The 14,253-nt window shown below is 51.5% G+C and carries 11 protein-coding genes; 3 read left to right on the top strand and 8 right to left on the bottom strand.

Going from position 1 to position 14,253, the window contains the following annotated elements; translation table 11 throughout:
• Window positions 1-11: 11 nt before the first annotated feature.
• The 8 genes from AACU19_RS03920 to thpR all read right to left on the bottom strand — a co-directional run bounded on the left by AACU19_RS03920 (window position 12) and on the right by thpR (window position 6,663).
• On the bottom strand, window positions 12-746 hold the full coding sequence (locus AACU19_RS03920) for a fimbrial chaperone (RefSeq protein WP_105278740.1): 735 nt from the start codon (window positions 744-746) through the stop codon (window positions 12-14).
• A gap of 66 nt (window positions 747-812) precedes the next feature.
• On the bottom strand, window positions 813-1,382 hold the full coding sequence (locus tag AACU19_RS03915; RefSeq protein WP_032302405.1) for a fimbrial protein: 570 nt from the start codon (window positions 1,380-1,382) through the stop codon (window positions 813-815).
• Window positions 1,383-1,887: 505 nt separating this feature from the next.
• Window positions 1,888-2,364, bottom strand: a complete 477-nt coding sequence (gene folK / locus AACU19_RS03910) for a 2-amino-4-hydroxy-6-hydroxymethyldihydropteridine diphosphokinase (protein WP_032302406.1) — start codon at window positions 2,362-2,364, stop codon at window positions 1,888-1,890.
• On the bottom strand, window positions 2,361-3,758 hold the full coding sequence (gene pcnB / locus AACU19_RS03905; protein WP_203369798.1) for a polynucleotide adenylyltransferase PcnB: 1,398 nt from the start codon (window positions 3,756-3,758) through the stop codon (window positions 2,361-2,363). The genes folK and pcnB overlap by 4 nt, the downstream gene beginning before the upstream one ends.
• 59 nt (window positions 3,759-3,817) lie before the next feature.
• Complete coding sequence (gene gluQRS, locus AACU19_RS03900) at window positions 3,818-4,714, bottom strand: tRNA glutamyl-Q(34) synthetase GluQRS (protein WP_170881815.1); 897 nt, start codon at window positions 4,712-4,714, stop codon at window positions 3,818-3,820.
• A gap of 66 nt (window positions 4,715-4,780) precedes the next feature.
• Window positions 4,781-5,236 carry an RNA polymerase-binding protein DksA gene (gene dksA / locus AACU19_RS03895; RefSeq protein ID WP_001155227.1) on the bottom strand — a complete coding sequence of 152 codons (456 nt, stop codon included), beginning with the start codon at window positions 5,234-5,236 and terminating at the stop codon, window positions 4,781-4,783.
• Window positions 5,237-5,413: 177 nt separating this feature from the next.
• Window positions 5,414-6,118: a DNA/RNA nuclease SfsA gene (gene sfsA, locus AACU19_RS03890; protein WP_105278700.1), complete on the bottom strand. Its 705-nt coding sequence runs from the start codon at window positions 6,116-6,118 to the stop codon at window positions 5,414-5,416.
• A 14-nt stretch (window positions 6,119-6,132) separates the two neighbouring features.
• Window positions 6,133-6,663, bottom strand: a complete 531-nt coding sequence (gene thpR / locus AACU19_RS03885) for an RNA 2',3'-cyclic phosphodiesterase (RefSeq protein WP_001294670.1) — start codon at window positions 6,661-6,663, stop codon at window positions 6,133-6,135.
• Window positions 6,664-6,736: 73 nt separating this feature from the next.
• Between thpR and hrpB the strand changes: the two genes are divergently transcribed.
• The 3 genes from hrpB (at window position 6,737) to fhuA (ending at window position 14,203) form a co-directional block, all read left to right on the top strand.
• Window positions 6,737-9,166: an ATP-dependent helicase HrpB gene (gene hrpB / locus AACU19_RS03880; RefSeq protein WP_105278699.1), complete on the top strand. Its 2,430-nt coding sequence runs from the start codon at window positions 6,737-6,739 to the stop codon at window positions 9,164-9,166.
• A 93-nt stretch (window positions 9,167-9,259) separates the two neighbouring features.
• Window positions 9,260-11,794 carry a bifunctional glycosyl transferase/transpeptidase gene (mrcB, locus tag AACU19_RS03875; RefSeq protein ID WP_105278698.1) on the top strand — a complete coding sequence of 845 codons (2,535 nt, stop codon included), beginning with the start codon at window positions 9,260-9,262 and terminating at the stop codon, window positions 11,792-11,794.
• 219 nt (window positions 11,795-12,013) lie between these two features.
• Complete coding sequence (gene fhuA / locus AACU19_RS03870) at window positions 12,014-14,203, top strand: ferrichrome porin FhuA (RefSeq protein ID WP_046082495.1); 2,190 nt, start codon at window positions 12,014-12,016, stop codon at window positions 14,201-14,203.
• Window positions 14,204-14,253 lie beyond the last annotated feature (50 nt).

Genomic DNA, 14,253 nt, shown 5'->3' with positions numbered 1-14,253 from the left:
GTCTGTGGGCATCAAAGTTTGACTTTGCCGTCAATGCCACCGCCAAAATCATTAATGGCTGAGTACTCAACTGTTGCGCCAGACACAGAACGGGGAGCGCCTTTTACCACCATTTCCGCACTGCTTTTGGGCTCGACCATACTGCTTTCCACGGTATATTTATTACCGCCTGAGGCAAGGGTAATACTGCTGAATGAGACGTGATAAGGCGTTGGGTTTGTTGCCTGCAGCACCACTTTTCCGGCTGAAGACTGGAGACGCCAGGTTAACTGTTTTGGTGCATCAGCCGGGTTACCCGCCAGGCCGGTTGGGCGATAGAACAGCTTGATACGGGTACGGAAAGCCAATTGCAGAATGTTTTTTCCCTTGGCATCGGCATCGTTCATCTTGGGGGGAACTTCCAGCGCGTTGAACCAATAAACGCTTTCGCGATCGGCTGGAAGGGTCTGGCTGGCGTTCCAGGCAATTTTAACCGTTTGGCCTTTTTTACCATCAACGCGGGAAACCGGCGGCGTCACGGTAAAAGGCACTTTCAGTGTGCTGGGGTCGGCATTTTCGCTGCCGGTATCAATCCAGGTCTGAACTAATAGTGGGCGGGCACCTTTGTTTTCCATGCGCAATGTGACGTCTTTCTGGTCGGCATTATAAATAATGCGCGTACCGGAAAGCACAATATCTGCTTGCGCGGTGAGGCTGAAAACGGCTGTCGATGCGACGAAAGCAGTGGAAACAATAAACTGACACATCCTGGTCATAACACTATCCTTATTGAGTGACCCAACAGCCCGTGGGCTGTCGGGTGATGCAGATATTTACTGGTAAGTCACTGTATAAGCGGCGTTGGTTTTGACATAACCTGCCGTTGCGTTAACTGTTGCTGCCTGTTTTACATATGACGCTTTAAAGTTGTAAACCGCTTTGCCGTTGGTAAACAGCAGGTTTTTAACATCAGTGCTGTCGTTAACTCTCATCTGTTCGTAGGTAGTGGCATCGGTAAGGTAGTGAATGGCAATCGCGACCCCGGTAGCCGCCTGGCTAATGGAGAGATCGTTGTTCAGAGTGCCCTGACTGTTGCTGAAGAACACGGAACCCATGCTCAGATTGGCAGAGGCGCCCTGTGGATCGTCCGAGCAATCGATCGTAATAGAGAAGGCTTCCGGTTTTGCGCCAGGGCTGGCAAGTTGGACAACACCGGCCTGATTAACTTCAGTGGTTGTGGCGGTTTGCAGGGTAATCTGACCGTCCTGGGCGCCACCGTTGACGTGCAAGACGCAAGTGTTGTCACTCACCAAACCCGCGAAATCTAATTGACCGCCATCCAGCGCGAAAGCAGAAGTGGTGAACATCACTAATGCCGCAGCAATAGCACTTTTTTTTAACATGGGAATATCCTTATAAAAATTAATGGGGGTGATTTTTCTCACCAATACTTATTATAAATGTCACGCTCTTTAAAGAAAAATATCTTCGATGAATGGATTTTTATGATTTATTATAATTATGCATTTTATGAATGTATTTGGTGAGGTTGGGCAGGTTTAAATAATATGATAATACGCTGTAGAAATTAATAATTACGCGTTAAGGACTGGTCGTTGTATGCACTTGTTGCCCCCGTCCCAGCCTGACAGAATCCAGTTAAGCGCTATCCAGTGCTAATACCGGGAGTGAGGCATAGTACCCAGAATAAATTGGTTCATTATCATTAAAAACCTCTTATAAAGAGAAAAGATAATATAGGTCATGAAAATATATTTGCCGTAATTATATGTTTAATGCTGTTTTTTTGTGATTTTTATGATGGGGGAGAGAGAATTAATTCATTGAAACTATAAAATAATATTATACAACATTGCATTACCCAATACGCTTTTCCAGAAATGTGGTTTACCAGTGCTGTGGGCAGGGAGGGAAAGTAGTGAGTCTTGCTTGCAGCGTTTCACCATCAGGAAACACCAGTTCCGGCGCGATCTCAAACAGCGGCCACAACATAAATCCACGATTCTTCATATCATAGTGCGGAACGGTCAGGCGCTCAGTGTTTATGACCTGATTACCAAACAACATGATATCAAGATCGAGCGTGCGCGGTCCCCAGCGTTCAGCTTTGCGGACGCGACCTTGCTGCAACTCAATACGCTGTGTGTGGTTGAGGAGTTCTTCAGCTGTAAGAGAGGTTTCCAGCGCCACGGCTGCGTTTAAGTAATCGGGTTGATCTTGCGGCCCCAGTGGTGGGGTGCGGTAAAACGAAGAAACGGCAAGAATGCGGCTTTCAGGAATGTCATCTATTGCCTTCAGGGCAGCATTGACCTGCTCCAGCGGAGAGGCCAGATTGCTGCCGATAGCAATATACGCCACTGTCATGCGGTGCCCTCACGGCGCGGCGCACGTCTGCGCGGGCGACGAGTACGACGACGCGGTGACGGTTCTTCATCCAGTTCGTTAAGCATCCCTTTTTGGTCTGGCGGCGCGGAAACCTGGAACTCACCCCACCATTTCGCCAGACGTTGTAGCTCGGCGTTGCGTTCTACTTCTGCACGCAGTGCCAGCAGGTCATAAGCGGCACGGAACTTCGGATGTTCGAGTAATTTCCATGCGCGTTTACCCTGACGGCGGGACATGCGCAACTGTAACTGCCAGATATCACGGGTTAAAGTGGTAAGCCGTTTCGGGATCGCCAGTGAACGGCAGGCTTCGTCTAACACATCGTTCATTGCCAGCGCGAAAGCGTCGTGATAAGTCAGGCCGCTCTCTTGGGCAATTTTCTGTGCTGTTTCCAGCAGGGGATACCAGAACATGGCGGCAAACAGGAACGCCGGGTTGACGCGCATATCGTTATGAATACGCGTGTCAGTATTCTTCAGCACCTGCTCAATGATCCGCTCCATTGGACTGTCACCATTTTCCGTAAAGTAGCGGGTAATGGTCGGGAACAGCGGCTGGAACAGATGATATTCACACAGCAGCTTATAGGTTTCGTAACCGTAGCCCGCTTGTAGCAGTTTAAGCGATTCTTCAAACAGGCGTGCCGGAGGAATATCGTTTAGCAGGGTTGCCAGGCGTGGGATAGGTTCTGCGGTTTCAGGGCTGATGCGCATGCCCAATTTGGCGGCAAAACGAACCGCGCGCAGCATACGTACCGGATCTTCACGGTAGCGCGTTTCCGGGTTACCAATCAGACGGATAACGCCGTCCTTCAGATCCTTCATGCCGCCAACGTAATCACGGACGGTAAAATCCGCCACGCTGTAATACAGGCTGTTGATAGTGAAATCGCGGCGCTGGGCGTCTTCTTCGATGGAGCCGAAAATGTTGTCGCGCAGCAACATGCCGTTTTGCCCGCGTTGGGAGGTCGTGCGGTCGCTGACGTTACCTTCGTGATGTCCACGGAAGGTCGCAACTTCGATAATCTCCGGGCCAAACATCACATGAGCCAGACGGAAACGGCGACCCACCAGGCGGCAGTTACGGAACAGTTTGCGCACCTGCTCAGGCGTGGCGTTAGTGGTTACGTCAAAATCTTTCGGCTTTTTGCCAAGTAACAGGTCGCGCACGCCGCCGCCAACCAGCCAGGCTTCGTATCCCGCTTTATTGAGCCTGTACATTACCTTCAGGGCATTTTCACTGATATCTTTGCGGGAAATAGCATGCTGCTCACGCGGGATCACCGTCACCTGTGGACGGGCGACTGCCTGTTCAGCCTCGCTTTCCTCGCGGCTTAGCACCTTGCGGCAAAAATTAGCGACTCGGGTAAAAATAGTACACCTCGGTAGTGTCAAACATCATTCAGGACAAAAAAATAGCGGCTAATCATAGCTCAGCATGACGCATTTGAGAATGTTGAATTTACAATTGCCGACTCAGGCACTGCGGTGAGCCGCCAGTTTTTGACGGCTGACTGGAGAATTTGCGCGACGCTGAAATCCTGCCAGTGTGTTTCTGCCTGCTGGCCCAGAAATTGAAGTGCCGCGATTAACACCGGCCGAGGATCGCCTTTTGGCAACGCAGGCGCATGATTCTGCTTGGAAAGTTTAGCGCCTTGTGGATTAAGTGCCAGTGGCAAATGAATGTAATCTGGCACCTGCCAGCCAAAAAGCTGGTACAGCGAGATTTGGCGCACCGTGGGTTCGATCAAATCCGCGCCACGAACAATTTCTGTCACGCCCTGGTAGTGATCGTCAACGACCACCGCCAGGTTATAGGCAAATAGACCATCACGACGATGAATAATAAAATCTTCCCGCGCCAGTTTTTGGTCGGCATGAATAATGCCGCGCAGCTGGTCAGTAAACTGGGTGACCGGATGCTGCTGGCGAATACGTACAGCAGCGTTTTCTGGCCCATGATGCAACTCCCGGCAATGACCGTCGTAAATACCGCCAATGCTTTGAATACGTGCGCGCGTGCAGGTGCAGTAATAACTTAACCCTTGCTCATGTAACCATGCGAGTGCTTCGCGATAGGCGTTGTGACGTTGCGATTGCCAGAGAACATCGCCGTCCCAGTGTAAACCGTAATGTTCCAGCTGGCGCAGGATGGTCTCTGCGGCACCGGGAACTTCACGAGGCGGATCGATATCTTCAATGCGAACAAGCCAGCGACCTTGCCGGGCGCGAGCCTGTAGAAAGCTTCCAAGCGCGGCAATCAGAGAGCCAAAATGAAGCTCGCCGGAAGGAGAGGGGGCAAAGCGGCCAATATAGTGTGTGTCTGTCATCTCGTTGAACAAAAAATAAGGCGGGAGCATTTCCCGCCTGTGGTAAACGTGATGGAACGGCTGTAATTAGCCAGCCATTTGTTTTTCGCGAATTTCAGCCAGCGTTTTGCAGTCGATGCACAGATCGGCTGTCGGGCGCGCTTCCAGACGACGAATACCAATTTCAACACCGCAGGACTCGCAGTAGCCGAAATCTTCGTCTTCCACTTTTTTCAGCGTCTTCTCGATCTTTTTGATCAGCTTACGCTCGCGATCGCGGTTACGCAGTTCGAGGCTGAACTCTTCTTCCTGGGCTGCACGGTCTACCGGATCCGGGAAGTTGGCTGCTTCATCCTGCATATGTGTAACGGTGCGATCGACTTCATCCCTGAGTTGATTACGCCATGCTTCCAGAATACGACGGAAGTGCGCCAGCTGGGCTTCGTTCATATACTCTTCGCCCGGCTTCTCCTGATATGGCTCCACCCCAGCGATGGCGAGAATACTCAGGGACGATGTTTTACGGTTTTGCCCTTCTTGCATGTTGCTTCTCCTTAACACGCACTATCGATCCCCATGTTCGGGGGAAAAATGAGGCCGCTATAAATAGCAGAAGCTTTTCCGGATAGCAATTATCTAAACGTAACACTTGACAACTGTGTGAGGAAAAGCGTATTTGCGCACGCGACCAGAATGTAAATTAACCAGTTACTTACTCTACTACAATGTAACCGGCAGTGATTTTTTAAGAGCCATGCCTTCAGCAGAAAGTTCTGCTTTGTAAGCCAGAATTTCTACCCCCCTCTGTTGAGCTTCTGACAATAGTTGCGCGTATTTCTCATCGATGTGGCGCGCGGGTGAAAACCGTGTAATGGCTGAATGCAGCACGGCGAAAAAGATAACCGCACGCTGGCCTTCAGCCGCTACGCTCATCAACTCCCGAAGGTGTTTCTGACCTCGTTCAGTGACCGCATCGGGAAAATATCCCTGTTCGTTCTCCGCTAACGTAACCGATTTCACTTCAATATAGCAGTCTGGACGCGAATCCGCCTGCAACATGAAGTCAATACGGCTGCGTTCGGTGCCGTATTTTACTTCGCTTTTCAGAGAGCTATATCCTGACAGTTCTGAAATGGATTCATTAAGGATAGCCTCTTTCGTCAACCTGTTAGCCCAAAGTGTATTGACGCAAATAAATGCGCCGCTTTGGCTTTGGGTTAACTCCCAGGTGTGTGGGTATTTCCGTTTTGTGTTGTCTGAAGTTGAATACCAGACGGTATCGCCAGGCGTTGCACATCCGGTCATCGCACCCGTATTCGGGCAGTGTAGCGTTAATTCGCAACCATCGGGTGTGATCACATCGGCTAAAAAGCGTTTGTAACGTTGAATTAGCGTCGCGCGCTGTAGAGGGGGAGAAAATTCCATTGCGACAATCCTTGTTATTGCGTTAGCGCCCAGCGTTTTAGCGGCGTGTAGCGTGTGCGCCCACGGGCAAACGAGGAGGCGTAAAGGGTGAACTCCGTCACCGTATACGACCAGTTAAAGCCTGGCGGCGGGATTGTCACCGCCTCGCTGGCGTCGCGCAATAAGGTGATATGTGGATGAAACGGTCGATTGCTTTGAAAACAACCGCTGCGTGCAGCTTGTGAACGGAGCATATTCGCCAACTGGATTAAGCCGCGTGGCGGCTGACGCATCCCTAACCATACCACACGCGAACGCAGCCACTGACCGGCGTCATCAAGCGTGAGTGTGAAACCGGGCTGACGAATCCGTCCGGCTAAAAGAGAAAGCGCCTTCTCTTTCTCTGCGCTGACTTCGCCTAAAAATGCCAGTGTCAGATGTAAATTATCGGCGGCGACCGGACGTCCCGCGTCTGGTGGGAACTGTGCGGCGCGCCAGTGGATAATCTGTTCGCGGATTTCTGCAGGTAAGTCGATAGCAAAGAACAGCCGTTGCGGTTCAGACATGTGAGGTACTCGGTTATGCATTACCGCGATGCTACAATGTGGCGCGAAGAATGTTAACCCTCTGGAGCGTTTTGTGTCGTCGTTGCCCGTTGCCGTCGTCTTACCTGAGTTACTTGCTGCCCTCGATGGTGCACCGCAGGTGTTATTAAGTGCGCCGACCGGGGCCGGGAAATCAACCTGGCTGCCGCTGCAACTGCTGGCGCATCCCGGCATTAACGGAAAAATTATCCTGCTGGAGCCGCGTCGCCTGGCGGCGCGTAACGTTGCGCAACGACTGGCGGAACTGCTTAACGAAAAAACAGGTGATACGGTAGGCTACCGGATGCGCGCGCAAAACTGTGTCGGGCCAAATACTCGCCTGGAAGTAGTTACCGAAGGCGTGTTGACGCGCATGATCCAGCGTGACCCTGAACTGAGCGGCGTTGGATTGGTGATCCTCGATGAGTTTCATGAGCGCAGCTTGCAGGCGGATCTGGCGTTGGCGCTGTTACTCGATGTGCAACAGGGGCTGCGTGATGACCTTAAACTACTGATTATGTCGGCTACGCTGGACAATGACCGCTTGCAGCAGATGCTGCCAGAAGCGCCCGTCGTCATCTCAGAAGGGCGCTCGTTTCCGGTTGAACGCCGATATTTACCGCTGCCCGCTCATCAGCGTTTTGATGAAGCCGTGGCGGTTGCCACCGCCGAATTGCTGCATCAGGAAAGCGGCTCATTACTGTTATTTTTACCGGGTGTCGGAGAAATTCAGCGCGTTCAGGAACAACTGGCTTCGCGCATCGGTAGTGATGTGTTGCTCTGCCCGCTGTATGGCGCGTTGACGCTGAACGATCAGCGAAAAGCGATCCTTCCGGCACCACAAGGGATGCGCAAAGTGGTGCTGGCGACCAATATTGCTGAAACCAGTTTAACCATCGAAGGTATTCGTCTGGTGGTGGATTGTGCTCAGGAACGTGTGGCGCGCTTTGATCCGCGCACGGGGCTAACGCGGCTGATTACCCAACGCATTAGCCAGGCATCAATGACGCAACGCGCCGGGCGTGCCGGACGTCTGGAGCCGGGGATCTGTTTACATTTAATCGCCAAAGAACAAGCAGAACGCGCCTCCGCGCAAAGTGAACCAGAAATATTACAAAGCGATCTCTCCGGTTTGCTGATGGAATTACTGCAATGGGGATGCAGCGATCCGACGCAGATGAGCTGGCTGGATCAACCGCCAGCCGTGAATTTACAGGCCGCGAAACGCCTGTTACGGATGCTGGGGGCGATGGACGGTGAACGGCTAAGCACGAAAGGGCAGAAAATGGCGACGCTGGGTAACGATCCGCGTTTAGCGGCAATGCTGGTGAGCGCAAAGAGCGACGACGAAGCTGCTACCGCTGCAAAAATTGCCGCCATTCTCGAAGAGCCGCCACGGATGGGCAATTGTGACCTGGGCGTGGCGTTTTCGCGCAATCAACCTGCCTGGCAGCAACGTAGCCAGCAACTGTTAAAGCGCTTAAACGTACGCGGCGGTGAGGCAGACAGTTCGCTTATCGCACCGTTACTTGCCGGAGCGTTTGCCGATCGCATCGCTCGCCGCCGTGGGCAAGAGGGGCGCTATCAACTGGCAAACGGCATGGGGGCAATGCTCGATGCCGATGATGCGCTCAGCCGCCACGAATGGTTGATCGCACCGTTATTATTGCAGGGTAGCGCCTCGCCGGATGCGCGGATTTTACTGGCGCTACCGGTCGATATCGATGAATTAGTACAACGCTGTCCGCAGCTGGTGCAGCAATCGGACACCGTGGAGTGGGATGATGCGCAAGGTACGCTGAAAGCGTGGCGTCGGCTGCAAATCGGCCAACTGACGGTAAAAGTGCAGCCGCTGGCGAAGCCTTCAGAAGACGAGCTGCATCAGGCGATGCTTAACGGCATTCGTGAAAAAGGCTTAAGCGTGCTTAACTGGACGCCGGAAGCGGAACAGCTACGCTTGCGTTTGTTATGCGCCGCCAGGTGGTTGCCAGAATATGACTGGCCAGCGGTTGATGATGAAAGTTTGTTGGCGACGCTGGAAACGTGGCTACTGCCGCATATGACAGGCGTACATTCGCTACGCGGCCTGAAATCACTCGATATTTTTCAGGCGCTACGCGGATTACTTGATTGGGGAATGCAGCAACGTCTGGATAGTGAATTGCCTGCGCATTACACTGTGCCGACGGGAAGCCGGATCGCCATTCGTTATCATGAAGATAACCCGCCCGCGCTGGCGGTGAGAATGCAGGAGATGTTTGGCGAGGCCACCAATCCGACGATCGCCCAGGGGCGCGTGCCGCTGGTGCTGGAGTTGCTTTCCCCTGCCCAAAGGCCGCTGCAAATCACACGAGATTTGGGGGCCTTCTGGAAAGGAGCGTATCGCGAGGTGCAAAAAGAGATGAAAGGGCGTTATCCCAAACACGTCTGGCCGGATGATCCGGCAAATACCGCACCGACGCGACGGACGAAAAAGTATTCATGAAGACTAAAGTAAATTTGAGAGATATCTTCTTCTGTCTTGTTACAGAAGAACAGAAAATCGGGCTTTTGCGCCTGAATATTGCGGAGAAAAAGCATGGCCGGGAATGACCGCGAGCCAATTGGACGCAAAGGGAAACCGACGCGTCCGGTCAAACAAAAGGTAAGCCGTCGTCGTTACGAAGATGACGATGATTACGACGATTATGATGACTATGAGGATGAAGAACCGATGCCGCGCAAAGGTAAGGGCAAAGGCAAAGGGCGTAAGCCTCGTGGCAAACGCGGCTGGCTATGGCTGCTGCTAAAACTGGCTATCGTTTTTGCCGTGCTGATCGCCATTTACGGTGTTTATCTCGATCAAAAAATTCGTAGCCGTATTGATGGCAAAGTCTGGCAATTGCCTGCGGCTGTTTATGGCCGAATGGTCAACCTTGAGCCAGACATGACCATCAGCAAAAACGAGATGGTGAAGCTGCTGGAGGCGACCCAGTATCGCCAGGTGTCGAAAATGACGCGCCCTGGCGAGTTTACCGTGCAGGCCAACAGCATTGAGATGATCCGTCGTCCGTTTGATTTCCCGGACAGTAAAGAAGGGCAGGTGCGTGCACGTCTGACCTTTGATGGCGATCATCTGGCGACCATCGTCAATATGGAGAACAACCGTCAGTTTGGTTTCTTCCGTCTTGATCCGCGTCTGATCACCATGATCTCTTCGCCAAACGGTGAGCAGCGTCTGTTTGTGCCGCGCAGTGGTTTCCCGGATTTGCTGGTGGATACGTTGTTGGCGACTGAAGACCGTCATTTCTACGAGCATGATGGGATCAGTCTCTACTCCATAGGACGTGCGGTGCTGGCAAACCTGACCGCCGGACGCACGGTGCAGGGAGCGAGTACGCTGACGCAACAGTTGGTGAAAAACCTGTTCCTCTCCAGCGAACGTTCTTACTGGCGTAAAGCGAACGAAGCCTACATGGCGCTGATCATGGATGCGCGTTACAGCAAAGACCGCATTCTTGAGCTGTATATGAACGAGGTGTATCTCGGTCAGAGCGGCGACAACGAAATCCGCGGTTTCCCGCTGGCGAGCCTGTACTACTTTGGTCGCCCGGTAGAAGAGCTGAGTCTCGACCAGCAGGCGCTGTTGGTTGGTATGGTGAAAGGAGCGTCCATCTACAACCCGTGGCGTAACCCGAAACTGGCGCTGGAGCGACGTAACCTGGTGCTGCGTCTGCTGCAACAACAGCAGATTATTGATCAAGAGCTCTATGACATGTTGAGTGCACGTCCGCTGGGGGTTCAGCCGCGTGGTGGGGTAATCTCTCCACAGCCAGCCTTTATGCAACTGGTGCGTCAGGAGCTGCAGGCGAAATTAGGCGATAAGGTAAAAGATCTCTCCGGCGTGAAGATCTTCACTACCTTTGACTCGGTGGCTCAGGACGCGGCGGAAAAAGCCGCCGTGGAAGGCATTCCGGCACTGAAGAAACAGCGTAAGTTAAGCGATCTGGAAACGGCAATTGTGGTCGTCGACCGCTTTAGTGGTGAAGTTCGTGCGATGGTCGGTGGTTCTGAGCCGCAGTTTGCAGGTTACAACCGTGCGATGCAGGCGCGTCGTTCGATTGGTTCCCTTGCAAAACCAGCGACTTATCTGACGGCCTTAAGCCAGCCGAAAATCTATCGCCTGAACACGTGGATTGCCGATGCGCCAATCGCGCTGCGTCAGCCGAACGGTCAAGTCTGGTCACCGCAGAACGATGATCGTCGTTATAGCGAAAGTGGCAGAGTGATGCTGGTGGATGCGTTGACACGTTCGATGAACGTGCCGACGGTGAATCTGGGGATGGCGCTGGGTCTGCCTGCGGTTACGGATACCTGGATTAAACTGGGCGTACCGAAAGATCAGCTGCATCCGGTTCCGGCAATGCTGCTGGGGGCGTTGAACTTAACGCCAATTGAAGTGGCGCAGGCGTTCCAGACCATCGCTAGTGGTGGTAACCGAGCACCGCTTTCTGCGCTGCGTTCGGTAATCGCGGAAGATGGCAAGGTACTGTATCAGAGCTTCCCGCAGGCGGAACGCGCTGTTCCGGCTCAGGCGGCGTATCTGACACTATGGACCATGCAGCAGGTGGTACAACGCGGTACGGGACGTCAGCTTGGGGCGAAATATCCAAATCTGCATCTGGCAGGGAAAACGGGTACTACCAACAACAACGTAGATACCTGGTTTGCGGGCATTGACGGCAGCACGGTGACCATCACCTGGGTAGGCCGTGATAACAACCAGCCGACCAAACTGTATGGAGCCAGCGGGGCAATGTCGATTTATCAGCGTTATCTGGCTAACCAGACGCCAACACCGCTGAATCTTGTTCCGCCAGAAGACATTGCAGATATGGGCGTGGACTATGACGGCAACTTTGTCTGCAGCGGGGGCATGCGTGTCTTACCGGTCTGGACCAGCGATCCGCAATCGCTGTGCCAGCAGAGTGAGATGCAGCAGCAACCGTCAGGCAATCCGTTTGATCAGTCTTCTCAGCCGCAGCAACAGCAGCAACAGCAACCTGCTCAGCAAGAGCAGAAAGACAGTGACGGTGTAGCCGGTTGGATCAAGGATATGTTTGGTAGTAATTAACGTCTAAGCGTGACATACCGGATGGCGAGTCGCCATCCGGTAAAATAACATCCTACCCAAAGTATTAACCCTTTCTTTTCATCTGATTGTTTATTAACCCTTCAGGAACGCTCAGATTGCGTACCGCTTGCGAACCCGCCAGCGTTTCGAATATTATCTTATCTTTATAATAATCATTCTCGTTTACGTTATCATTCACTTTACATCAGAGATATACCAATGGCGCGTTCCAAAACTGCTCAGCCAAAACACTCACTGCGTAAAATTGCAGTTGTAGTAGCCACAGCGGTTAGCGGCATGTCTGTTTACGCACAGGCAGCGGTTGAACCGAAAGAAGACACTATCACCGTTACCGCTGCACCAGCGCCGCAAGAAAGCGCATGGGGGCCAGCTGCAACTATTGCGGCGAAGCACTCTGCTACTGCGACTAAAACGGATACACCAATTGAAAAAACGCCGCAGTCTATTTCGGTTGTGACAAATGAAGAGATGCAGATGCATCAATTTCAGTCTGTAAAAGAAGCATTAGGTTATACACCTGGTGTTACGGTTAGCAGTCGTGGTGCTTCTAATACATATGATTTTGTTATCATTCGTGGTTTCTCATCTGTTGGTCTGAATCAAAATAACTACCTTGATGGGCTAAAACTTCAGGGCAACTTTTATAACGATGCTGTGATTGATCCTTACATGCTCGAGAGGGTTGAACTGATGCGTGGTCCGACGTCTGTTCTCTATGGGAAAAGTAATCCTGGTGGGATTATTTCTATGGTGAGTAAGCGTCCGACAACTGAACCCCTGAAAGAAATTCAGTTTAAAATGGGGACGGATAATCTGTTTCAGACCGGATTCGATTTCAGTGATGCACTGGATGATAACGGTGAGTTCTCCTACCGTTTGACTGGCCTCGCACGCTCAACAAACGAACAGCAGAAAAACTCTGAATCTCAGCGTTATACCATTGCTCCATCATTCTCATGGCGTCCGGACAACAAAACTAATTTTACTTTCCTGTCCTATTTCCAGAATGAACCTGAAACGGGTTATTACGGTTGGTTGCCGAAAGAGGGGACCGTTGAGCCATTGCCTAATGGTAAGCGTCTACCGACTGACTTCAATGAAGGTGCGTCGAATAATACATACTCCCGTAACCAGAAAATGGTGGGATATAGTTTTGAACATGGTTTTAATGACACCTTCACCGTGCGTCAGAATCTGCGTTTCAGTGAAATGAAAACCTCACAGAAAAGTGTTTATGGCACAGGGATCGCCGCCGATGGTCATACCCTAAACCGCGGGACAGTGGTGGATAATGAGCGTCTGCAAAACTTTAGCGTTGATACCCAACTTGAAAGTAAATTTGCTACAGGTGAAGTCGAGCATACTTTGCTGACAGGGGTTGACTTCATGCGTATGCGCAATGATATCAATGCCAGCTTTGGATCCGCACCATCCATCGATCTTTATAACAAATATTATCCTGAATACTTTGCATTTGGTAGCGCAGAGCCATACCAGATGAATGAAAGCAAACAAACAGGTATTTATGTTCAGGATCAGGCGGAATGGAATAAATGGGTATTCACTCTAGGGGGACGTTACGATTGGTCTAAGCAAGCGACTACTGTTCGTGAAAACTCTTATACGCCGACTGAAGGTTATATTGAGCGCAATGATCATCAGTTCACCTGGCGCGGTGGTGTAAATTACTTATTCGATAATGGTATTTCACCTTACTTTAGCTATAGCCAGTCCTTTGAACCGAGTGCTTTCGATCTATGGAGCAACCCGCGCGTTTCCTATAAGCCATCGAAAGGTGAACAGTATGAAGCTGGCGTAAAATATGTTCCGAATGATATGCCGGTCGTTGTTACGGGCGCAGTCTATCAATTGACGAAAACAAATAACCTGACAGCAGACCCAACAAACCCGTTAGCGCAAGTCCCAGCAGGTGAGATTCGCGCTCGTGGTGTGGAACTTGAAGCAAAAGCCGCGTTAAATGCCAATATTAACTTGACGGCTTCTTATACTTACACCGATGCGGAATACACCAAAGATACTAATCTCAAAGGTAAAACTCCAGAACAAGTACCGGAGCATATGGCATCTCTCTGGGGGGATTATACCTTCAATGAAGGGCCGCTTTCTGGTTTAACATTGGGAACAGGTGGTCGTTTTATTGGTTCCAGCTATGGTGATCCGACAAACACTTTTAAAGTGGGTAGCGCAGCTGTAATGGATGCTGTTGTAAAATATGATCTGGCACGCTTTGGTATGGCGGGATCCAGCCTTGCTGTTAACGTCAACAATTTGCTCGATCGTGAGTATGTTGCCAGTTGCTTCCAGACCTATGGCTGCTTCTGGGGCGCAGAACGTCAGGTCGTTGCAACCGCAACCTTCCGTTTCTAATTTCTCTTTTGGGGCACGGATTTCCGTGCCCGTTTCACAAGTTGGCTGTT

The sequence above is a fragment of the Escherichia sp. MOD1-EC4550 genome (assembly GCF_963876935.1).
Taxonomy (GTDB): domain Bacteria; phylum Pseudomonadota; class Gammaproteobacteria; order Enterobacterales; family Enterobacteriaceae; genus Escherichia; species Escherichia coli_F.
Note: the sequence above shows the minus strand (reverse complement) of the source record. Positions and strands in the feature narration are given on the sequence as shown.

Excerpts from the sequence above, each read along its gene's own strand:
- AACU19_RS03920 (WP_105278740.1), bottom strand. The coding sequence starts at position 746 with ATGTGTCAGTTTATTGTTTCCACTGCTTTCGTCGCATCGACAGCCGTT.
- AACU19_RS03915 (WP_032302405.1), bottom strand. The coding sequence starts at position 1,382 with ATGTTAAAAAAAAGTGCTATTGCTGCGGCATTAGTGATGTTCACCACT.
- folK (WP_032302406.1), bottom strand. The coding sequence starts at position 2,364 with ATGACAGTGGCGTATATTGCTATCGGCAGCAATCTGGCCTCTCCGCTG.
- gluQRS (WP_170881815.1), bottom strand. The coding sequence starts at position 4,714 with ATGACAGACACACACTATATTGGCCGCTTTGCCCCCTCTCCTTCCGGC.
- dksA (WP_001155227.1), bottom strand. The coding sequence starts at position 5,236 with ATGCAAGAAGGGCAAAACCGTAAAACATCGTCCCTGAGTATTCTCGCC.
- sfsA (WP_105278700.1), bottom strand. The coding sequence starts at position 6,118 with ATGGAATTTTCTCCCCCTCTACAGCGCGCGACGCTAATTCAACGTTAC.
- thpR (WP_001294670.1), bottom strand. The coding sequence starts at position 6,663 with ATGTCTGAACCGCAACGGCTGTTCTTTGCTATCGACTTACCTGCAGAA.
- mrcB (WP_105278698.1), top strand. The coding sequence starts at position 9,260 with ATGGCCGGGAATGACCGCGAGCCAATTGGACGCAAAGGGAAACCGACG.
- fhuA (WP_046082495.1), top strand. The coding sequence starts at position 12,014 with ATGGCGCGTTCCAAAACTGCTCAGCCAAAACACTCACTGCGTAAAATT.